A 20,744-nucleotide genomic window follows, 5' to 3' on the forward strand; every position below is an offset into this window, starting at 1 on the left:
TGCTCCGAGACGGCACTTTCTACCAAGACCCCACAGCCACAGTTACTGCAAAAAACTTCTCAGAAGCCGCTTGACAAAAACGATAGAGGCACCCCCCGGAGATCTCACCGCGAGCAAATTGCCAGGCGAGGTCCTTCAAATACGGGTCAGTCACCTCATGGCCAGCTGCACCGAGTGCCGCATCAGCGAACCCGATGATATCGGTTGCTTCGGCCTCAGTTGCAGACTCGACATGTTGATTGGCTTCGCCATGTGAACCTCCGAACTCCCCACAATTTTATCAGTCTCTACCGCATTAACCTTCGGGCTGTGCGGGCTTGATTTCTTCACGCGGCCGATCAGATGCTGTCGTTCCCGCTGTTTCATCTGCGGTGTTTTGTGCGGCACGCTGTGGGATACGGCCTCCAGCCAGAACCATTTCTACCTGTCGATCGGACAACCGATGACGCAATTCGAGTGGTTCACCGTCCAACTCTGCGGTGACTGAGTTGCCGTTGCGTAGTGCTTCTCGAAGCCCGCTGAACCGCAGGACATCGTCATGTGAAATCCGGTCGTAATCCCCTGGGTGCGCGAACTCTAACGGGAGGACTCCGAAGTTTGCCAGGTTCTGCCAGTGGATCCGCGCGAAGGATTTAGCAATCACAATCCGTAACCCGAGGTGACGGGGCGCGATCACGGCGTGCTCACGCGAAGATCCCTGGCCGTAGTTGTCGCCGCCAACAATCGCGTGCCCACCGGGGAAGTCCCCGGCGCGAGTGGGGTAGGTATCGTCGACCTGAATGTACACAAACTCGGCGATCTTCGGGATATTACTGCGGAACGGCAGAACACGAGAGCCAGCGGGCATGATCTCGTCGGTCGAAATGTCATCGCCTACCCGCAGCAGCACCGGCACGTCGATGTCGTCGGGTAGCTTGTCGAATTCAGGGAGGGATTTAATGTTGGTGCCCTTGACGAGTTCAACCTCGCGTGCCTCGGATTCCTCAAGTGGCGCGATCAGCATGTCAGTATTGACGCTGTACTTGCCGGGAAGCTGGACGGTCGGGTAGTCCATCTCGAGGTCGCGCGGATCGGTAATTTTGCCGGTCAATGCTGCAGCTGCCGCGGTTTCTGGAGAACATAGCCACACCGCATCTTCATCGGTTCCCGAACGGCCGGGGAAATTTCGCGGCATGGTGCGCAGACTGTTGCGCCCCACCGCTGGAGCTTGGCCCATGCCGATACAGCCCATACAGCCGGACTGGTGGATACGCGCACCAGCACTAATCAAATCGAACGTCCAACCGCCCTGGGTCAGATCCATGAGGATTTCACGCGACGTGGGATTAATATCCAGGGAGATTTGGTCGTGGGATTGGCGGCCTTTGAGTATCTCGGCGACGACCGCGAAATCGCGCAGCCCCGGATTCGCTGATGAGCCGACGACGACCTGGAAGACTTCCTCACCGGCGACTTCACGCACCGGCACCACATTGCCCGGTGATGATGGTTTGGCGATCAGCGGTTCCAGCGTCGAGAGGTCGATGTGTTCTTCAATGTCGTATTGTGCGCCCTCATCTGCGAGTAACTCGGTGAACTCATCCGGGCGGCCCACGGCGTTGAAGAATTCGCGGACATTCTCATCGGCGGGGAAGACGCTGGTGGTCGCGCCGAGTTCGGCGCCCATATTCGCGATCACGTGCCGATCCATTGCGGACAGGTGTTTCAGGCCTTCACCGTGGTATTCGATGATTCGACCGGACCCACCTTTGACGCCGTGGCGGCGAAGCATCTCTAGGATGACATCCTTGGCGGACACCCAGTCGGGCAGTTTGCCGGTCAGCTCCACGCCCCAGATCTCAGGCATCTGGACGTAGAGCGGGTCGCCGGCCATGGCCATAGCAATTTCGAGCCCACCGACACCAATCGCCAGCATGCCGATCGCCCCAGCAGCACATGTATGTGAGTCGGAGCCGATCATGGTTTTTCCAGGTCGCCCGAACCGGGCCTGATGCACCGGGTGGGATACCCCATTACCCGGTTTTGAAAACCACAGCCCATAGCGCTCGGCCGCAGATTGTAGGAAATGATGATCTTCGGGGTTTTTCTCATCGGTCTGGAGCAGGTTGTGATCGACGTACTGGACGGATAATTCGGTTTTCACCCGGTCCAGTCCCAGTGCTTCCAGCTCGAGCATGACCATCGTGCCGGTCGCGTCCTGGGTCAGCGTGTGATCAATTGATAGCCCGATCTCATGACTTGCCTCGGGGGTACCACTCACCAGATGAGAATGAATCAGTTTTTCTGCGACGTTTTGTGCCATTGTAGGTCTCCCTCCTAGTCCTCGTTCCGCGGCTGCAGTTTTGGACGGCTACCTTAAAGGTTATCCACGAGGGCGGAGACTGGCTAGGCGTGATTACTGTGTCGAAACATCACGGGCATCGACGATGACGCCGTCTTCGTCCGCGTACACCATGGCACCGGGGATGAACTCGACGTTGTGAATCGTCACCGGAACATCGCGTATACCGATGTTGTTTTTGGCAGATTTCCGTGGGTTCGAGCCGAGTGCTTTGACGCCGAGTTGGAGTTCTTCAATCTCGTGTCGATCGCGGACCGCACCGTGAATGATGACTCCGGCCCAGCCGTTATCAGCAAATGCTTTGGCCACGTTGCCGCCCATGAGTGCGGTGCGCAGGCTGCCGCCACCATCGACGACCAGGACCTGCCCATTGCCGGGTTCATCGGCGATGGCTTTGACCAGTCCGTTGTCGTGGAGACATTTCACGGTGCGGATGCGTCCGTGGAACTGGCGGTGGCCGCCCAGGTTCTGCAGCTGGAGATCCAGCGAGGCTACTTGTTCTTCGAAGTCGTCATAGATATCTGAGGTGTAGAAGATGTCGCGGTTGGTCATAGTGCTCTTTCGTTCGTGGAAGGTTCTTGTGCTTCCTCATGCTCACATGCACCACCCTAATATCGGATTGTCGCTGAGGCCTATAGTCATCGGCCCTACTTCTATAAAATGGGTCGTGCCGAACCTGTCCGGTCTCGGTAGTTTCGAAAGGAGTCGCTATGGTTGCGGATCATAAGGAACCGAATCTGGAGATTCCCGAAGAAGAACTGATTGAAGAACTCTCGTCGGATACCGACGACGAGCAGTTTGAGCCGCTGGACTCCCGCGCTACTTCCGTGAGTGAAGCGGACTGGGCGGATCAGCAGATGTCTGAGCCGCTCGACGAAGATGACCGGGAAGAGTAAACGCGACATGGTCGCCGATCCGTACGCTCGGCGACCATGTTCTTTGAGGTGAGGTTTTAGAAGAATCCCTGCGGCTGTTCGCTGTAGGACACCAAGAGGTTCTTGGTCTGCTGGTATGCCTCGAGCAGCATCAGGTGGGTTTCACGGCCGAACCCTGACATCTTGTAGCCGCCAAACGCTGCGTGTGCGGGGTAGGAGTGGTAGTTGTTCACCCACACACGTCCAGCCTGAATATCGCGACCGGCACGGTAAGCGATGTTGCCGTTGCGCGACCAGACGCCGGCGCCCAGACCAAACATTGTGTCATTGGCGATCGACAGAGCGTCGTCGTAATCCTTGAAAGTCGCGGTTGCCACGACCGGTCCGAAGATCTCTTCTTGGAACACCCGCATGTCATTGGTGCCGCGCAGGACCGTTGGCTGGACGTAATAGCCGCCGGACAGTTCACCACCGAGATCGACTGATTCGCCGCCAATGAGTACTTCTGCGCCGCCCTGCTTGCCGATATCCATATACGACATGATCTTCTCAAACTGATCGTTGGACGCTTGCGCGCCCATCATGGTGTCAGTGTCCAACGGGTTGCCCTGTTTGATTGCCCTGACGCGTTCGATGGCCAGGTCATAAAAGTCATCGGCGATATTTTCCTGAATCAGCGCCCGAGATGGACACGTACAGACCTCACCCTGGTTCAGAGCAAACATCGTGAACCCTTCCAGCACCTTGTCCAGGTAGCCGTCATCGGCGTCCATGACATCACCGAAGAATAGGTTGGGGGACTTGCCGCCCAGCTCTAGGGAGACCGGAATGATGTTTTCGGTGGCGTACTGCATGATCATGCGGCCGGTGGTGGTTTCGCCGGTGAAGGCGATCTTGCCGATGCGTGGCGAGGATGCGAGGGGCTTGCCGGCTTCCAACCCGAACCCGTTGACCACGTTCAGCACGCCCGGTGGGATGAGATCTCCGACTAGTTCCATCAGCAGCATGATGGACGCGGGGGTCTGTTCGGCTGGTTTCAGCACGATGCAGTTGCCGCCGGCGAGTGCCGGTGCGATCTTCCAGGTTGCCATGAGGATGGGGAAGTTCCACGGGATGATTTGGCCGACCACTCCAAGGGGTTCGTGATAGTGATATGCGACTGTGTCATCATCGATTTGCGACAGGCTGCCTTCTTGAGCGCGAATGGCTCCGGCGAAGTACCGTAGGTGGTCAATGGCCAGTGGAATATCGGCGTTGAGGGTCTCGCGGACTGCTTTGCCGTTGTCCCAGGCTTCGGCCACTGCAATTTTCTCGAGGTTTGCTTCCATTCGGTCCGCTATGGCCAGCAACAGTGCGCCGCGTTCGGTCGGGGGTGACTTGCCCCAGGTTTTCGCTGCGGTGTGTGCTGCGTCCAATGCGGCTTCGATGTCTTCGGCGGTCCCGCGGCCGACCTCACAGAATGTTTTGCCTGTGATCGGGGTGGGGTTTTCAAAGTACTGGCCCTTGGCAGGGGCCACCCAGTTGCCACCGATGTAGTGGTCGTAGCGAGATTGGAAGTCGACGATCGCGCCGTCGGTGTTCGGATTTGCGTAGACGGTCATGGTGGTGCCCTTCCTAGAGTGTCAAACGATTCTTGAAGTGGTGTATATCACTCTAGGATTGGGTGGGTTGCATCAACGTTGCACCCCCAGTGTTGATGCGGGGCCTAGTGCACGAGGCGCTGCAGTGTTGCGGTTGCCACCGCTCGGCGCGGACTGTGGGGCGGCAGGATTTTCAGTGCCAACATCCACGCTTCGACGTCCTCGGCGGCTTGACTGCGACCCAAATAGGTCCACAGTTGTTCGGGGTTCGCATCCGCCAGCACGGCTTCACGCAGGGTGACGGCCACGTGTTGGCGAATTGCTACGATGCCCGGAGCCTCTGATTCTGGCAGGACGTCGCTCGGGGCAAGTTGGAGGGCGGAGGTCAGGTCTCCGCGGTGGAGTGCTGCGATGGCTGCGGCAGCATCGGTTGTTCGGTGTGCGTCGAGACGATACGGCTGCGATAGCAGGGTGATGGGGTAGTGGCTGTGATCTAGGAATTTGCGCAGTCTCGAGATTTCAGCGCGCACTGTGGTAAGTCGCGCTCGTAGATGTTCCGGTGGCAGCTCGGCGAAGAGCTGGTGCGCTAGTTGTGTCGCGTTGAACCCTGTGTGGTGCCAATCCAACAGGGTCAGAATTTCTGCGTGACGATTCGACAGACGCAGGTCGCCCAGGCGACCGCCGTATCCGGTTGCGACCTCGATCAGTGGGCTAGCCGAGACGGCATCGGGTGCGAGATGGTCTCCGGCCGTCGGAAAGGTGTGAGTGGCCCAGAACTGTTCGATGGCCTTGGCGGTGTTGCGCAGCATGGCCAGGGCAAGTGGTGTCACCGCAGTCGCTGAGCCCGTCAGATCCAGCATGCCCAAGATCCCACCGGAGGGGTGTCGCAGAGGAATCGCGCTGCAGTAAAAATCGTGCACGTTCTGGCTGAAGTGTTCTGCGCCTGCGACTTGGGCGACGGCTCCGGTGGAGAGTGCCGCGCCCGGTGCCGACGTGCCCATTGATGCTTCAGACCAGTCGGTCCCCGGAGCAAACCCGATATCTTCAGCACGCGTTCGCGTTCTTGATGCTCCATCGACCCACAAAAGGTGCCCGGCGGTATTGGAAATCGCGGTGATCAGTCCGACATCATGCGCCGGAGCGAGCAAGGTTTGCACCATCGGCAGCACCGCTGCAATGGGGTGGGTTTTGCGATAGTCGGCCAGCGTGTGCGACGCAATAGTTGCCGGCGTAGTCACGGTCTGCGGGGTGTGGTGCAGCTGTAAGCACCGCCGCCAGGATTCGGTGACCGTTGATCGCACGTGTGTGGAATCTACGATGGCGTCGGTGAGCTTCTGATGGGCCGCGGCCACGGCCCGCTGGTAGGCCTGGTCGGCGGGGTTACTGTGCGGATGCTGCTCAATCAGGGTCATGACGGCAGCAGTGCGGAGCGCATCAGAAAGCGCTTTCCTTCGGGTGTTTCCACCGAGAAGCCGGCGCCGCGACCATCGACCACATCCAGGGTGATGTGCGAACCGCGTATATAGGTGAAGTGTGGTTTGCCAACCCAAAACCCGATTTCGGAGGCGGGGAGGTGCTCGGTGGCTGGCATTTCGAAGGTGCCTAACAGGACGTCTTGGGCGCTGGTACGAAAATCATCGACCGGATAGCACATCGGCGAGGAGCCGTCACAGCAACCGCCGGAGAGGTGGAACATTAGGTCTCCGTGGATGCCTCTGAGTTTCTGTAGTAGTTCGAGGGTTTCGTCGGTCATGGCCACCCGGGAGAACTCTTCGCCGGGAATTTCTGGGCGTGAAGCAAGTATCGTCGTCATGGCACCAGCCTACCGTTAAATGTGATACGCAGCACTGACGAGGCTATCGCGGCCAGAGAACTAAAATACCCCCATTATCGTATGTCGATATCGTGTGAGACAATATGACAAATGGCTCAGAAGTATACTCCTCGTGAACCCGGTACCCGCCCAATGAAGCCTCAGACTGACCGTGCTGGTCGTCTGAAGCTCAATCCGCCGCGCAAACAATTCTTGGATCCCGAGGTTGAGCAGCTCGCCGATGAGCGTGCCCGCCTTGCCCAGCACGGCGTTCGTCCGCGGATGGAGCGCCCGCAGGTACGGCCACGGACCGAAGGCTGGACGCAGCGTACCGATGCCGAGGGTCGTCCAAAACTCGAATTCAAGCAGCCACGCGTCACCCAGCCAGCACAGCATCTTGCGGATATGACCATGGTCGAGCGTGAAGAAAAGGTCAAAGAACTCGGGCTCCCGGCATTTCGTGCTCGTCAGTTGTCGACGCACTACTTCAGCCACTACACCACTGACCCTGACCAGATGACGGATCTGCCGGCTGACAAACGCGACGAGCTGGCCGAAACGTTCTTCCCGCCGTTACTGACCGAAGTGCGCCGAATCGAAACTGAAGACCGTCAGACCATCAAATTCCTGTGGAAACTCTTTGATGGCGTGCTGGTTGAATCCGTGTTGATGCGGTACCAAAACCGCATTACGTTGTGCGTGTCATCGCAGGCCGGTTGCGGTATGAACTGCCCGTTCTGTGCGACCGGACAGGCCGGCTTGACCCGGAACCTGTCGACAGCGGAAATCGTGGACCAGATCATTGCCGCCAACCGTGTCATCGCAGACGGTCAACTCGGCACCCCCGAGGGTGGCCGTGACATCGAGCGGGTCTCCAACGTGGTGTTCATGGGTATGGGTGAACCCCTGGCGAACTACCGTCGCGTGATGAACGCCGTCCACCGCATGGTCGACCAAGCCCCCGAAGGTCTCGGCATGTCAGCCCGCAACATCACGATCTCTACCGTCGGATTGGTACCCGCCATCAACAAGCTGGCGGCCGAAGGCATCCCCGTGACCTTTGCACTGTCGTTGCATGCCCCAGATAACGAACTGCGTGACGAAATGATCCCGGTCAACTCCCGATGGGATGCCAATGAGGCGCTAGATGCCGCATATAATTACTACGTGCAAACAGGCCGCCGCGTGTCCATCGAATACGCACTGATTAAAGACATGAATGATCACGCCTGGCGCGCTGATCTGCTCGCCAAGAAGATCAACGCTCGCGGTCGAGGCTGGGCGCACGTCAACCCGATTCCGCTCAACCCCACACCAGGTTCTGTCTGGACGGCATCTGAAACAGACGTCACTCAAGAATTTATTGACCGTCTCAACGACGCAGGCGTACCGACCACGTTGCGCGATACTCGAGGAAAAGAAATCGACGGCGCATGCGGACAGCTCGCAGCCGAAGATGAGTAATGCGTAAACACGCACCCGGCATCAAAGTCCTCTGGGTATTCACCCTGATCGTAGGACTCTTACTGGCCGGTGCAGCGATTATCAGCATTGCCACAGGGGGCGGCGGTGTCACCACCCAGCATTGGATGCTCATCGGGCTGGGCTCTGTGAAAACCCTCGGGGCAATCATCGGGTTGTGGATGTTCAGTCGAGCTGACTAACGAAATACCCGATACCCGCAGTTCATGAAATGTTCTTGAGACATGAAGCCGACTAGATTGAGTAGTACGTCTCAAATAGTCCGTCTCTTTGAAAGAGGTCTCATGACCACATCCTTCCCTGGTAGCCAGCAGCCGGAATATCACCTCACCGATGCCCTAGACATTGACTACTACGACGTCTTTGCCGACGTCCCAGAAGCCGATCGTACGATCTGGCAGCGTGCCCGCGAATTCGGCGAAGCCCACGTTGAGACCATGCGCCAGGCCTGGAACGACCACCACTACCCGCTTGAAATCGCCCGCGCGATGGGCGAAGCGGGTCTCATCAATGATGGTGTCGAGCACCCAGAGGTAGAAAAAATTTCTCCGCTGGCGGCTGGCCTGGTCAATATGGAACTGTCTCGCATTGACGGCTCCATGGGGACAATCTTGGCTGTCCAGGGCGGACTTGCACTGCGCAGCATCACCATGTTCGGCTCGCACGAGCAGAAGGCGCAGTACGTGAAACCGATTGCCGACGTTGAGATCCCAGCGGCTTTCGGACTCACAGAACCCGATCATGGGTCCGACTCGACCGGCCTGGAAACCACCGCGACTCGGCAAGAGGACGGCTCATACATTGTTCGCGGTTCCAAACGTTGGATCGGTAACGGTGCCGCCGGCGGTATTACGATCACGTTCGCTCGCGTCGATGATGAAGGTGCAGAAGACCACGGCAAAGTCAGGGGCTTTATTGTTCCCCAAGACGCCGAGGGTTACACAGGTACCCCGATTGTTCATAAGGGTGTCCTGCGCGCCATCGACCAGGCCGACATCTTCTATGATGACGTCAAGATTGCAGCAGATGCCGTGCTGCCTGGGATCCAGTCTTTCCGTGATGTATCCAAGGTGCTGTATGCAACGCGTATCGGGGTTGCCTGGTCTGCTCTCGGCCACGCGACCGCTGTCTTTGAATCCGCAGTCGCGTACTCGACACAGCGCAAACAGTTCGGGAAATATTTAGCACAACACCAGATGGTGCAAGAACGCTTGACCCGTATGCTGTCAGAACTGGTGTCCATGCAGTTGTACATGGTGCGGATCGCAGAACTTGAAGCAGCAGGCACACTGCAACCGACCCAGGCCGCGTTAGCGAAGTATAACAACACTCGTGTTGCTCGTCGTATTGCTGCTGATGCGCGGGACATGCTCGGCGGCAATGGCACCCTGATTGAAAATGGTGTCATCCAACATATGGCCGACATTGAAGGTATCCACACTTATGAAGGCACCGAGTCAGTCCAGGCGTTGCTGGTCGGCCGCGATATTACCGGGTACGGCGCATTCGCTTAGCCGCTTTCGCAGAGCACAAAGGCCACGGAATATTCCGTGGCCTTTGGTGTAAGCGTTGCTAATGGTATTGAATTATTCGGCTATGTACTGATGAACAAGTGCAGGTACGGTTTCGTCAGACGCCTTTTCCAGCTCTGGAGACGTTCCGTACGATCCACATGATGACTGAAATGGCCGCTAAGATCACGCCAAGCCAGATCAGGAGCTGAGCGGCTTCAACCATGACCCCGAAGACGACCATGACAATACCGACGATGATTAGTAAGAGCCACATAATTTTTACTCCTTCCATGGCGCACCAGTTTTTGTGCGTTGCCGTCAGCTTAAAAGATCAACAGCGCGTTTGAACACAACTCATCCCCGCGGGGCAGTTTTCGAATTCTGATGAAAATCAAACCCTTTCCGCTGAAGCAAAGCGCATTTTGCTTGGGACTGCGAGCCGGTCATGGTGAGCGACGGCCAGTCATAACCCAGGTCGAAAATGTTGTTCAACGCTTGGAACACGGCAACGATCCGCAAGTCTTGAGGTCCTCCTCGCGGTGTTCCGACCGTGCCGTCGCAGAGGTCTTTTTGTTCGGAATCTGCGGTGTTAGCGTGAACTGCACATGGATCGCCTACCGAAAGGAGTCGGGTGCCATGCCTAAAACAAATGCATCAGGCGATGCGAAGAAATCAGAACTTCCTGACACACTGAAACGTTCGGATGAGAAAGCGCAGCGTACCTTCTCCAAAGCGTATGACTCTGCTATGGATCAATACGGTGATGAAGAACGCGCACACCGCACAGCGTATGACGCACTCAAACAGACCCACGAGAAAGTGGGTGATCAGTGGGAACCAAAATCCGGGTCCTCCGGTCCGTCAGATGAACAAAGTGAGGGCGGACAGGACACGAATCGTGAAACTGCTGGTGGTGTGGATGCCAATGCGACGAAGGAACACCTTTACGATCAAGCGCAAGAGCTCGAGATCGAGGGGCGTTCCAAGATGACCAAAGACGAATTGGTCGATGCGCTTGAGAAAGAAAGTAAACGACGGACGTCCAAAAATTCCTAACCGTCATTCAGTGATTCACGAGCCGTAACGGCTACTAGAGGAGTGCGCGTAATGACTACCCAAGATCAACTATCTTTCCAAGATCCGGTAACACGATACCGTCAGATTTCTCCACCGGAACAAGATCAACCCGAACCAGGGTTTGATGCCGAGATCACCCCGAAGGCCGATCACGGCGAAGAGTCTTACCGCGGCACCGGACGACTTGAGGGGCGTAAGGCGCTCATCACCGGTGCTGATTCAGGAATCGGCGCGGCGGTGGCGATCGCGTTTGCACGAGAAGGCGCCGATGTTGCTCTGAATTACCTTCCCGAAGAGGAAGAAGACGCGCAACATATTATTGATGTGATTCGTCAGACTGGCCAAAAAGCCATTGCCCTGCCGGGTGACCTCCGCGACAAAGCCTTCTGCGAGCAGCTTGTCGAAGATACAGTACGCGAGCTTGGGGGTCTTGACGCGTTGATTAATAACGCGGGCAAACAGGTGATTTCGGAAGATGTCACAGAGCTGTCGGATGAGAAATGGGTTGAGACCTATGAAACGAATATTCATGCCATGTTCCGCATCACCAAAGCAGCCCTGAAACACCTGCCTGCAGGATCGACTATCGTCAACTGCACATCGATTCAGGGATATAACCCCAACCCAGTTTTGGTCGACTATGCGTCGACGAAGGCAGCGATTAATAACTTCAGCAAGGGCTTGGGCCAACAGCTGGCGCCGAAAGGTATACGAGTCAATGCTGTTGCGCCCGGACCAATTTGGACGCCGATCCAGCCCTCTGATGGACAGCCCAAAGAGAAGTTACCGCACTTCGGTCAGAACACCCCGCTTGGTCGCGCTGGCCAGCCTGCCGAAATCGCACCCGCGTTCGTGTTTTTGACGTCACCAGAATCCAGTTACGTGGTCGGGGAGACGCTGCACGTCAACGGGGGTATCCCTACCCCATAACCCTCGCTGTCGAAGAGCCCGGAAATCTGCGAAGATTTTCGGGCTACTTTGCGTCAGGGTGGTGTTGTGTTTCTGCCTGGTAATCATCTGGCCACGCGGTTGCCGGGTCGATGGTTGGTGTCGGCGCTGGTTTGAACGATTTGATAGCCAGCAGCACGACCAAGATGACTGCAGCGACGATCCACCCGGTGGTGCCGGTAATACCAACGTGGGCGGAATCAAAGGTCGGCTCTGCGGAAAACAGCAGTGGCAGCGCACCGATGGCATTGATAGTGGAATGCCCGAGCGCGGCGGGCCACACCGAGTTCGTGCGGATCGCGAGCCATGCGAGGATGCCCCCGATGAGTGTACAGAACATGACCATGAACACCACGGCCTGCCATCCTGGCAAATGCGGATAGTTATGGCCCAACAGGATGAGCGGGGTGTGCCATAGCCCCCAAATCACGCCGGTAATGCCAATTGTAGGGAGGACACCTAGGGGCAGCAGTTGCGGCGTGAGCCAACCGCGCCAACCGATCTCTTCTCCCAGCGCCGGCAGTAAGTTGATGAACCATGCCGCTAGGACCACATTGATGACCTGGTTAACCAAAATGATTTCCACGGGCATACCGGTCACACCGGCATCAGCGAACAGTTGTTGCAGACCAGCGAAGTTCGTCAAATCAGCGTTGTAGAGCCCCATGGCTGACGCAATAGGCAAGCTGAGTAACGCAATCACCATGGGCAGAAGAAACGCGAGCCCCAGATAGACAAAGAATCGCGGAAGAGGCCGGTGCCGGTTGAAGCCCAGTGTCGCTGCGCGTTGCCCCTTAGGACGTGTTCTTCGCACGATCAGCCAGGCCACGAGCGCCGGAACCCCCATCATCACCAGTGACAGTGGCAGATAGAGCGCCTGAACAGTCGTGGCGTCAGCCAGATACAGCGGCAGCGCAACCAGCCAGGTGACAACAAACGTGATGACAATGAACAGGCTGATCTGACGCCAAGGGATCTCCGCACGATATGTTGGCGAGCTGGGCAGCACGTGTGGCGCTGGTTCGGAAGGCATGCTGTCAGTCTAGTAGAGCCGCTAGAGCAGCTGAGCGATGACGATCCATGCGCCGACGATGATGGCGAGCCAGGCGGTGAAGTTGGAGCCAGTAGATGTCATCGTTTCGCGGGTTTTGGTCAGCAGCAGATCAGTCTGCCCCGGGTACTTGGCGCGCGCCCACGTCAAGATAGCAGCGGGCAAGATCATGATGACGTTGTACAGTCCGAGCCACAAAATATCAAACGGTAACCCCGGGCCGTTGGCGGCGATGAGACTGATCCCGACCAGGTAGGGCCACATAGTCGCCGCTTCCACAACAATGGCGGACAGCGCCAACGTGGCCACGGAGGTATTGGAGGCCAGAGCGCGGTCGCGGAGTCTCGTCATCATTGAGGGGCCAGGTTGTGCTTCGCGCCGCCCTCGAATCAGTCCGATGACACCCATGCCCATGACAATGACACCGAGCCCGAGAGCCAGTCGCTGGGCAAGTGGTCCCTGCAGCGTTTGCAAATACGGTTGGATCAGCTGGTTGGCCAATACGAGCACCGCGAGTCCGAGCAGCAAATACGTCCCTGCGGTAACCATCATGTAGGTGACGAGCCTGCGCGGCTGAAATGGACCTTCACGGGACAACAACCACAGCGGAATGAGTAGTGTGGAGAGCGTCGAGGCGTCGAGAAAAGCGAGACCGACAAGGGCTGCAACGATGGCAAAAGTCATGGCACCTTTCGACGTGGTCAGCACGCTTACTATACTTGATGGTAGTATCGCACAGATTGATTTTTTCCAAGGATTTGATACAACAATGTCAGGTTTAAGCCACGACATAGCTGCTATGGTGGCGAATCACGCTGCTGGCGATGAAGACGGTTTTTATGCGGTCGCACGAGATGTTGCACACCGTGAACTCACCGAAGGACGGCGCAACGCTGCTTCCGAGATTCGCGAAGCGATTGAAGCTGCACGAGACGAAGCCGTTGAACTCCAGACCGTCGATGATGACGATTTGGGCGTCGATGTCGATTCGGACCTCGCAGAATTTATCCAGGTGTCTCGCCCAGACTCCACTTTTGATGAGCTCACCATATCGTTTGAGCTCATCGAACGCGTGCGACACCTGCTCGATGAGCACGAGCACGCCGCGCTGCTGCGAGATTTCGGATTCACTCCGGCGCACCGCCTCCTGATGGAGGGGCCTGCCGGAACCGGCAAGACGGCTACCGCTGAGGTCGTTGCTTCCGAGATGGGGCTCCCGCTGGTGACCGTCTACCTCGATAACTTGCTCAACGTGTACTCGGCCGAAGAAGACGTGCCCTCGTTGCGCGAAGTTTTCGATCGTCTGGCCCGTCGCCGCGCCGTCTACCTCTTTGATGTGTTCGATACGATCGGTGATGACACCTCATCCGGGATGATTCGTCGGGTATTCAAGGCGTTCTTGCTGTTCGTTGATGTGTTGGGGAAGGGGTCGATCGCGATCGCCGCTACCAATCGACGAGGGGTGCTGGATCGTTCGATGTTTCGCCACTTCGACACCGTGCTGAACTTCTCGTTGCCAACACCAAATGAAGCGATGCGCATTGTTCGTTCGGAACTAGGCGACCGTGCGCCAGAGGCCGTCATGAACGAAGTCGACATTTACGAACAGTACTTTGAAGGCTTATCACAGGCCGAGCTGACCATCGCCGCGCAATCTGCCGCCAAGGCTGTTGTAATGCGCAAGGAGTCCATCGTCACCCAGGACGACCTCATTTACGCGCTCACCAACCGCGGTGCATTCCTGCTCGACGACGAGTAATTAGTCCAGCAGCCGTTCCAACAACTGATGGGTGCGGTAGCCTAAAAATTCGCGTAACACGACCGACGTGGAGGTCCGTACAATACCGGGCACATCCAGGATCAACTGGTTGACCCGGTGTAAGTCGTCGGTCGAGCGGGCAGCCACGGTGATGCGCAAATCAGCATCCCCGGTCGTGGCAAAAATTTCGATGACTTCCGGAATCTCAGCCAGCGACTTCATCGTCTCCTTGTCATAGCCCTGCCGGATCGAGGCGTTCATAAATGCGGTGACCGCATAGCCGAGCGAGCGCGGTGAGATTCGACGCTGAAACGATTCGAGCGTGTCCCCGCCAAGTTTTTGGAGCCGTGCCTGGACGGTATTGCGCGACACCGACAACTGCTGGGCCAGCGCCACGATGGTCGCGTCAGGCTTTTCGATCAGCGCCAGCAGGATCTTCGCGTCGAGGGCGTCGAGTTCACGTTTTTGGTTTGATGTTGACATTTTGGACTTTCTTGCACGATATGTAGAGCATTGTGCTCAAGACTTTTTAATTCACTTGATCTAAGTGCTTTGTTGGGTGAAGGTGGTCACAGTATAGCTTGTCAAGGAGAGTAATCATGGTGCAATCACCGGTACAACACGTCACTGTTGCCGACGTCCTCGCCGACGTCATCACCGCGCGAGTCGACCGGGTCTTCGGACTGATCGGCAATGGCAACGTCGACCTGATCTCAACGCTGACCTCGGCCCGATTCCCCTTTACCTCCATGCGTCACGAGGTCGCAGCAGTCACTGCGGCAGATGCCTACTACCGTGCCACCGGCAAGCTTGCCGTCGCTACTGCGACGTACGGGGCCGGGTTTACCAACATGGCTACCGGTCTCGCTGAAGCTCGGTTGGCACGCATCCCCATGGTGGTGATTGTCGGCGACGCACCAACCACCGGTCGTCGTCCTTTCGATATTGACCAGCAGACCGTGACGTTCGGGTTGAACATCCCCGTGCTGACGATCAACGAGCAGAACGTGGCCGAGGTGGCCAACCGAGCCTTCGATATGGCCTCCGACGGCCAAGAACCCGTGGTCGTGATGATCCCGCACGATCTCAGCGATGCTACGGTGACCGACGAGCCAGCTCCCCGAACCTATGAGCCCATTGCACGTCCGGAAGTCTCGGATGAGCAGATACACACTTTGGCCCAGGCGCTGGCGAGCGCTGAGCGTCCGCTGATTTTGACCGGCGGGGGAGTCGTCCGCTCTGACACCGGCTCGCTCGCCAAGATCTTGGGGGACACCGTCGGCGCGGTCTTTATGCACTCTTTGACCGCAGCCAAAGTGACCGGTTCGCCCCATAGCCTGGGCATTGCCGGCGGGTTCACCCCCGAATACCGTTTGCCGGCCGTGCGTGCAGCGGACATGGTGTTAATCCTGGGTGCCACCAGCAATAACTTCCAAACCCGCAAGGGCACACTCTTTGGCACCGACAACATATATCGTATTGATTTGAACGCCACCTGGAACCTCACGTTGCCGCAGGCCACCACGGTCTTTGGAGAGCTGACCGATGTGTTGCCGCGTCTGCTTCAGGCGGTGGAGGCCCTCGATCCGCAGCCATCGACATACCGTGATCAGGTAGCGGACTTGTGCGGCATCGATACGCTGGACCAAGAACCGTTCTACGGTGCAGACGACCGCCTCAACCCGCGGCATGTCGCTGCGCAGCTGAATACCATCCTGCCCCAGAATCGTCAGATCGTGGTCGACGGTGGACACTTCATGTCCTGGTTCGGTGAACGCGTCGACCTACCCGATCCAGCCTCATTCGTCGGTGTCGGGACCGCGTTTCAATCCATTGGCCTCGGCTTCGGTTCAGCGGTCGGTGCCTCGATTGGTAGCCCCGAGAAATTTACGGTCTGTGTTTCGGGAGATGGCGGCGGGCAGATGGCACTGGCCGATCTTGCGACGTTTATTGAAACCACCGACCACGGGGCCGTCATCATTATCAACGACGCCGCCTACGGTGCAGAAATTCACCAGTACGCAGCCGTGGGGGCAGACCCCACTGCCATGGTTCTGCCACAGATGGATTTCGCCGCGATTGGCGAGGCCATGGGGGCGACCGGTATCACCGTCGATACGTTGGAAGACCTTGAAGCATTTGGTGACTGGCTGAAGCGCGGCACCGGTGTGGCGATGGTCAACATCAACGTGTCGACCGAATTCGCCCACTCCGCATTAGCCCCCGGAGCTACCGGGTAACGCTTATTTGTCTAATTGTTCGCGGGCTAGTTCGGCGGCCAGTCCAGTGTAGGTCTGGGGCGTGAGGTCCTTGAGCCGCTGTGCGGCAGCTTCGGACAGGCCGAGCTCGCCGACAAATTCGCGCATCCGTTGAGCATCCACCCGATTGCCGCGGGTTAGGTCTTTGAGGCGCTCGTAGGGGTTTTCCATGCCCTCGGTGCCGGCAATCGCCTCGGCCCGCATGACCGTCTGGATCGCTTCGCCCAGCACTTCCCAGTTGGTGTCGAGATCTGCTGCCAGAGCGGGTTCTGCAACGTCGAGCTGTGCCATACCACGCGTCACGTTGTTCAGGGCCAGAATCGAGTGGCCAAAGGCCACACCGATATTGCGCTGCGACGTGGAGTCGGTGAGGTCGCGCTGCCAGCGGGACTCAATGAGTGTGGATCCTAGGGAGGTCAACAGCGCGTTGGACAGCTCGAGGTTGGCCTCGGCATTTTCGAAGCGAATCGGATTGACCTTATGCGGCATGGTCGACGAACCGGTTGCACCCTCCACTGGGATCTGAGCGAAATAGCCGATCGAAATATAGCTCCACACGTCGACACAAAAGCCGTGCAGGATCTGGTTAAACCGCGCGATGTCGTCGTAGAGTTCCGACATCCAGTCGTGGTTTTCAATCTGAGTGGTCAACGGATTGAACGTCAGCCCGAGGCCCTCAACAAAGTCTTGAGCGATGACCGGCCAGTTGGCGTGTGGGACAGCAGCCACATGAGCCGCATACGTGCCGGTGGCCCCATTGATCTTGCCCATAAATTGCTGCGTGGAAATTCGGCGCAGCTGACGGTTGAGACGGTGCACAAATACCGCCATTTCCTTGCCCAGGGTGGTCGGGGTGGCTGGCTGACCATGCGTGCGCGACAACATGGGTGTCTCCACGGCAGAGTTGGCTACGTTTGCAATCGCGTCGACCATCTTCTTGGCGGCAGGCACCCACACATCGCTGATCGCATCCCGTACACCCAGTGCATAGGAGAGATTGTTGATGTCCTCTGAGGTACACGCAAAGTGGACCAGCGAGCCGAGGTGCCCCAGTCCGAGACCTTCGAGACGGTTGGCGATGAAGTACTCGACGGCTTTGACGTCGTGAACCGTCACCGCTTCGGTTTCGGCCAGCTCGGTTACCGATGCTTCATCAAAGTCTGTGACGATTGCGCGCAGGCCATCACGCTGGGCATCCGTGAGTTTTTCTAACCCGGGTACGACCTGGCCGTCGGCTAGGTGAATGAACCATTCGACTTCCACGTGAACACGGTTGCGGTTCAACGCTGCCTCAGAGAGATGATCTACCAGATCGGCAACATAACCACGGTAGCGGCCATCCAACGGGCCCAACGGAATATCAGTATCAGCCAAACGCACGCGCAAATTCTCAGTCATAGTCTCATTCTGCCACCCGTCGCGATGCTTCAGCCACAATGTCGTACCCGTGACATGTTCTCAACTCGGGGTCGGTTTTCCACACCTGGCATCGAAATAGTGCTTATCCACAATTGCACACTGCGTTGCTCTGCGGCCGGGCGGAAGTTTCTACTGTGGTGCCACGACACGAAAACCAATGAGCGGCGAAGGAGGAACCCCATGGCATTGGTTGAGATCCCGACGATGGCAGAGATCGGGACGGGTATCAATTGGGTGGCAGATGGTGCCTGTGAGATGGCCTCGAGCGCGGTACAAGATTTCGTGACGAATCCTTCCGTCGCTGAGGCGGGGCTGAGCATGGTGGCCTCCCAGATTGAGGTCTTGGAACAGCTTGTCCAAACTTTGCGTGAGGTCTGCGCAGGGATCGAAGACGTCCACGGCAAATTGGCTACGACCCACCAGTTGGAGTGGCATTCACCTGCGGGCAATGCGTTCCGGCATGCCGTAGGACTGGGCCAAGAACGGGCGAAACGCTTGGAAGAGACAGCTATGGATACGGCCATGCTGGCCAGTCAAGGGGTCGACGAACTGCGGATCATGATTTCAGCTTTGCAGTCACTCTTGGCGGCAGGAAGGGCGGCACTGGGAGATGTGGCAGGTTCAGCTGTTGGGCGGGTGTGTTCATGAGGGCAAACGTCACCGGTGGACCCACGCATTGGCGTGCGAATCTCGACGAACTCAAGCTAGGCGTGGGCCACCTCCAAGAAGCGACCGAACAGACCATGAACCTGGCTGGCAAGGCTGTGGTTGCCGGTGGGCTCCTGTCCGGGGTGACGATCATGACGCCTCAGGGACCGTTTATTGGAGCCAACACGGTGGCCCTGTCCGCTGGATTAGTCACCATGCGCGGGGAGGTCGAGCTGTTGTCGACGGGCGTGGATGCTGCGATTGCTGCCTATCTTGAAACCGAACAACGCATTACGACCATGGTCAATGCTGCTGCGACGCCGGCAGCAATTGTGCTCAGTATCGTCGGCATCGCGACCGATCTCAACGTCCCCAATGACGTCTATGAGATTGCTGTGCGCGGCACCGTCGATGGCGTATGGGCAGGGGTGGAAGCCGGATTCACCGGGCTGAATCGACTCGTCCCCGGCTCGAAATACGTTGCGGGCAACGTGATCAGCTGGACCATGGACCTGGATGAAAATATGTGGGACATCCCGCCGGCTGAGCGAACACTGGGGGTGCTCGCCCACACTGTTGGTCAATTTGGGATGCTGAACCTCGCACCCTATAACACCACAAATGTGACTCAACAGCCTGGCGAAAATGGCTGGCAGGATCGAGACTCCCTGACCAACGGTGGATCCATCAAAGCCATGCAGCTACTCAAAGACTACGCATACGAAGAAGACGGCGTGACGGTTGCGAAAATTCAACAGGATGATGGCAGCGATGCGTATGTGGTGCTCTATTCTGGCACCACCCCACTCGGCGACGATGATGACGGGCCACTTGGGCTGCTTCAGGATGATGCTGCTTTTGGGGCCACCGGAGTCGTCGAGTCGATTGTTGCCGATTCCGTACACGTCGAAGATGCCACCATGGAGATCTTGGATCAGGCTGGTGTACCGGCCGGAGCGACGATCATGACGATGGGCTATAGCCAAGGGGGCACCCATGCATTGAACGTCGCGATGAGCGACAAAATGAAAGGCAAGTACAACGTCTCCGATGTACTGACCGTCGCAGCACCCACTGGTCATCGACGAACCGATGATTTTGCCACGAACTTTGTGCATATTGATCACGAGCATGACAAGGTTCCCGCACTGACGGGAGCGAGCAACGAAGGAAGAATCAATCGGACCACGATTGAAGTCAAGGGGTACCCCGAGCAAGACATTGAAGCGGGGATTTTTGGGCCGGAACATAATATCGGCCTGATTGATCAGCAGCTTGGTGAGGCGCTCAACGATCCCCAAGTCCAGCACGCGACGAACATCCCGCTGCAGAACATCGAAACAAAAATGGGCGGGGCCGTGGCAATCCAACAGTTCAAGTTGGACCGCCAACAGGCCGCGCCCCCACACCATCCGATGCAGTCCGAGAGATCTGAACGTTCTTCGTCAGAACCAGCCGCGCCGCAAAAGATTATTCCTGTCCGTCCTCTGCCTGACTGGACGACGGGAACCGTGCGAAATCTTGCAGATTAATCGTTGATCGGCGCCACCGAGGCAATGAGCCGGTTGCCAATCGTTGAGACCAGTGCAATGATGAGCGCTGCCAGAATGGTGGTCCAGAAGAAGCTATCGATGGTGACATGCACTGGCAGAAACGACGTGACCCAGACGGTCAATGACAACATTGCCGCATTGATAACGAGGGTGAAGAGTCCTAGTGTCAGACAGGTGATGGGTAACGATAACAGGCTGACAATTGGACGGATGACGCCGTTGATGAGCCCGAAGACGACCGAGACCAACAATAAGGCGATGATGGATTCGCCGGTGTCGGGTGTGCCGGTGTCGGCAGTGAGACTCATGCCGGGAAGAATCCAGGCGGCAACCCAAAAAGAGGCTGCGGTGACGATGGTTCTCAGAAGATAACTCATAACGTTATCCTCCCACGAAAAACTGGCGACACCCAAAAGGGTGCCGCCA

21 protein-coding genes are annotated in these 20,744 nt (G+C 57.4%); 10 read left to right on the forward strand and 11 right to left on the reverse strand.

Annotated features, from left to right (window positions below; genetic code table 11):
• Positions 1 to 295: 295 nt before the first annotated feature.
• The gene (locus ACYVJT_RS11255) at positions 296 to 2,302 is read right to left on the reverse strand and encodes an aconitate hydratase (RefSeq protein ID WP_343960097.1); all 2,007 of its coding nucleotides are present in this window, start codon (positions 2,300 to 2,302) and stop codon (positions 296 to 298) included.
• Between the two features lie 93 nt (positions 2,303 to 2,395).
• Entirely contained in the window at positions 2,396 to 2,893 is a 498-nt protein-coding gene (gene rraA / locus ACYVJT_RS11260; RefSeq protein ID WP_343960100.1) for a ribonuclease E activity regulator RraA, read from the reverse strand.
• Between the two features lie 158 nt (positions 2,894 to 3,051).
• On the opposite strand from rraA, the gene ACYVJT_RS11265 reads away from it, so the two are divergent.
• Complete coding sequence (locus tag ACYVJT_RS11265; protein ID WP_343960102.1) at positions 3,052 to 3,237, forward strand: hypothetical protein; 186 nt, start codon at positions 3,052 to 3,054, stop codon at positions 3,235 to 3,237.
• Positions 3,238 to 3,293: 56 nt separating this feature from the next.
• On the opposite strand, the gene exaC is transcribed toward ACYVJT_RS11265, so the two are convergent.
• The 3 genes from exaC to ACYVJT_RS11280 all read right to left on the reverse strand — a co-directional run bounded on the left by exaC (position 3,294) and on the right by ACYVJT_RS11280 (position 6,609).
• Positions 3,294 to 4,817 carry an acetaldehyde dehydrogenase ExaC gene (gene exaC / locus ACYVJT_RS11270; protein ID WP_343960104.1) on the reverse strand — a complete coding sequence of 508 codons (1,524 nt, stop codon included), beginning with the start codon at positions 4,815 to 4,817 and terminating at the stop codon, positions 3,294 to 3,296.
• Between the two features lie 104 nt (positions 4,818 to 4,921).
• Positions 4,922 to 6,208 (reverse strand): GAF domain-containing protein, encoded by a 1,287-nt coding sequence (locus ACYVJT_RS11275; protein WP_343960106.1) that lies wholly within the window; start codon positions 6,206 to 6,208, stop codon positions 4,922 to 4,924.
• The gene (locus ACYVJT_RS11280) at positions 6,205 to 6,609 is read right to left on the reverse strand and encodes a DUF779 domain-containing protein (RefSeq protein WP_343960108.1); all 405 of its coding nucleotides are present in this window, start codon (positions 6,607 to 6,609) and stop codon (positions 6,205 to 6,207) included. Before ACYVJT_RS11280 ends, ACYVJT_RS11275 begins: the two co-directional genes overlap by 4 nt.
• Positions 6,610 to 6,891: 282 nt before the next feature.
• On the opposite strand from ACYVJT_RS11280, the gene rlmN reads away from it, so the two are divergent.
• The 3 genes from rlmN to ACYVJT_RS11295 all read left to right on the forward strand — a co-directional run bounded on the left by rlmN (position 6,892) and on the right by ACYVJT_RS11295 (position 9,605).
• Positions 6,892 to 8,073 carry a dual-specificity RNA methyltransferase RlmN gene (gene rlmN, locus ACYVJT_RS11285; RefSeq protein ID WP_486389588.1) on the forward strand — a complete coding sequence of 394 codons (1,182 nt, stop codon included), beginning with the start codon at positions 6,892 to 6,894 and terminating at the stop codon, positions 8,071 to 8,073.
• Positions 8,073 to 8,273: a hypothetical protein gene (locus ACYVJT_RS11290; RefSeq protein ID WP_343960112.1), complete on the forward strand. Its 201-nt coding sequence runs from the start codon at positions 8,073 to 8,075 to the stop codon at positions 8,271 to 8,273. The genes rlmN and ACYVJT_RS11290 overlap by 1 nt, the downstream gene beginning before the upstream one ends.
• Before the next feature lie 102 nt (positions 8,274 to 8,375).
• Positions 8,376 to 9,605, forward strand: a complete 1,230-nt coding sequence (locus ACYVJT_RS11295) for an acyl-CoA dehydrogenase family protein (protein WP_343960114.1) — start codon at positions 8,376 to 8,378, stop codon at positions 9,603 to 9,605.
• A gap of 115 nt (positions 9,606 to 9,720) precedes the next feature.
• Here ACYVJT_RS11295 and ACYVJT_RS11300 read toward each other — a convergent pair whose 3' ends face one another.
• Positions 9,721 to 9,879 (reverse strand): hypothetical protein, encoded by a 159-nt coding sequence (locus ACYVJT_RS11300; RefSeq protein ID WP_343960116.1) that lies wholly within the window; start codon positions 9,877 to 9,879, stop codon positions 9,721 to 9,723.
• Between the two features lie 362 nt (positions 9,880 to 10,241).
• On the opposite strand from ACYVJT_RS11300, the gene ACYVJT_RS11305 reads away from it, so the two are divergent.
• A complete protein-coding gene (locus ACYVJT_RS11305; RefSeq protein ID WP_343960119.1) occupies positions 10,242 to 10,661 on the forward strand; it encodes a ChaB family protein in 420 nt (139 codons plus the stop codon).
• 51 nt (positions 10,662 to 10,712) lie between these two features.
• Complete coding sequence (locus ACYVJT_RS11310) at positions 10,713 to 11,612, forward strand: SDR family oxidoreductase (protein WP_343960121.1); 900 nt, start codon at positions 10,713 to 10,715, stop codon at positions 11,610 to 11,612.
• A gap of 43 nt (positions 11,613 to 11,655) precedes the next feature.
• On the opposite strand, the gene ACYVJT_RS11315 is transcribed toward ACYVJT_RS11310, so the two are convergent.
• Together ACYVJT_RS11315 and ACYVJT_RS11320 are read right to left on the reverse strand one after the other, a co-directional pair.
• Positions 11,656 to 12,663: a CPBP family intramembrane glutamic endopeptidase gene (locus ACYVJT_RS11315; protein WP_343960123.1), complete on the reverse strand. Its 1,008-nt coding sequence runs from the start codon at positions 12,661 to 12,663 to the stop codon at positions 11,656 to 11,658.
• A 21-nt stretch (positions 12,664 to 12,684) separates the two neighbouring features.
• Positions 12,685 to 13,365: a GAP family protein gene (locus ACYVJT_RS11320; RefSeq protein WP_343960125.1), complete on the reverse strand. Its 681-nt coding sequence runs from the start codon at positions 13,363 to 13,365 to the stop codon at positions 12,685 to 12,687.
• A gap of 85 nt (positions 13,366 to 13,450) precedes the next feature.
• Between ACYVJT_RS11320 and ACYVJT_RS11325 the strand changes: the two genes are divergently transcribed.
• Entirely contained in the window at positions 13,451 to 14,440 is a 990-nt protein-coding gene (locus tag ACYVJT_RS11325; RefSeq protein ID WP_343960127.1) for an AAA family ATPase, read from the forward strand.
• On the opposite strand, the gene ACYVJT_RS11330 is transcribed toward ACYVJT_RS11325, so the two are convergent.
• Entirely contained in the window at positions 14,441 to 14,923 is a 483-nt protein-coding gene (locus ACYVJT_RS11330; RefSeq protein ID WP_343960129.1) for an Lrp/AsnC family transcriptional regulator, read from the reverse strand.
• A 116-nt stretch (positions 14,924 to 15,039) separates the two neighbouring features.
• On the opposite strand from ACYVJT_RS11330, the gene ACYVJT_RS11335 reads away from it, so the two are divergent.
• Positions 15,040 to 16,680: a thiamine pyrophosphate-binding protein gene (locus tag ACYVJT_RS11335; RefSeq protein ID WP_343960131.1), complete on the forward strand. Its 1,641-nt coding sequence runs from the start codon at positions 15,040 to 15,042 to the stop codon at positions 16,678 to 16,680.
• A 3-nt stretch (positions 16,681 to 16,683) separates the two neighbouring features.
• Here ACYVJT_RS11335 and purB read toward each other — a convergent pair whose 3' ends face one another.
• Positions 16,684 to 18,096 (reverse strand): adenylosuccinate lyase, encoded by a 1,413-nt coding sequence (gene purB / locus ACYVJT_RS11340; RefSeq protein ID WP_343960133.1) that lies wholly within the window; start codon positions 18,094 to 18,096, stop codon positions 16,684 to 16,686.
• 201 nt (positions 18,097 to 18,297) lie between these two features.
• On the opposite strand from purB, the gene ACYVJT_RS11345 reads away from it, so the two are divergent.
• Both ACYVJT_RS11345 and ACYVJT_RS11350 read left to right on the forward strand, forming a co-directional pair.
• Complete coding sequence (locus ACYVJT_RS11345; protein WP_343960135.1) at positions 18,298 to 18,765, forward strand: hypothetical protein; 468 nt, start codon at positions 18,298 to 18,300, stop codon at positions 18,763 to 18,765.
• Entirely contained in the window at positions 18,762 to 20,297 is a 1,536-nt protein-coding gene (locus tag ACYVJT_RS11350) for a hypothetical protein (protein ID WP_343960137.1), read from the forward strand. Before ACYVJT_RS11345 ends, ACYVJT_RS11350 begins: the two co-directional genes overlap by 4 nt.
• Here ACYVJT_RS11350 and ACYVJT_RS11355 read toward each other — a convergent pair.
• The gene (locus tag ACYVJT_RS11355; RefSeq protein WP_343960139.1) at positions 20,294 to 20,695 is read right to left on the reverse strand and encodes a phage holin family protein; all 402 of its coding nucleotides are present in this window, start codon (positions 20,693 to 20,695) and stop codon (positions 20,294 to 20,296) included. The genes ACYVJT_RS11350 and ACYVJT_RS11355 overlap by 4 nt on opposite strands.
• Positions 20,696 to 20,744: the final 49 nt, after the last annotated feature.

The organism is Yaniella soli, from assembly GCF_054782375.1.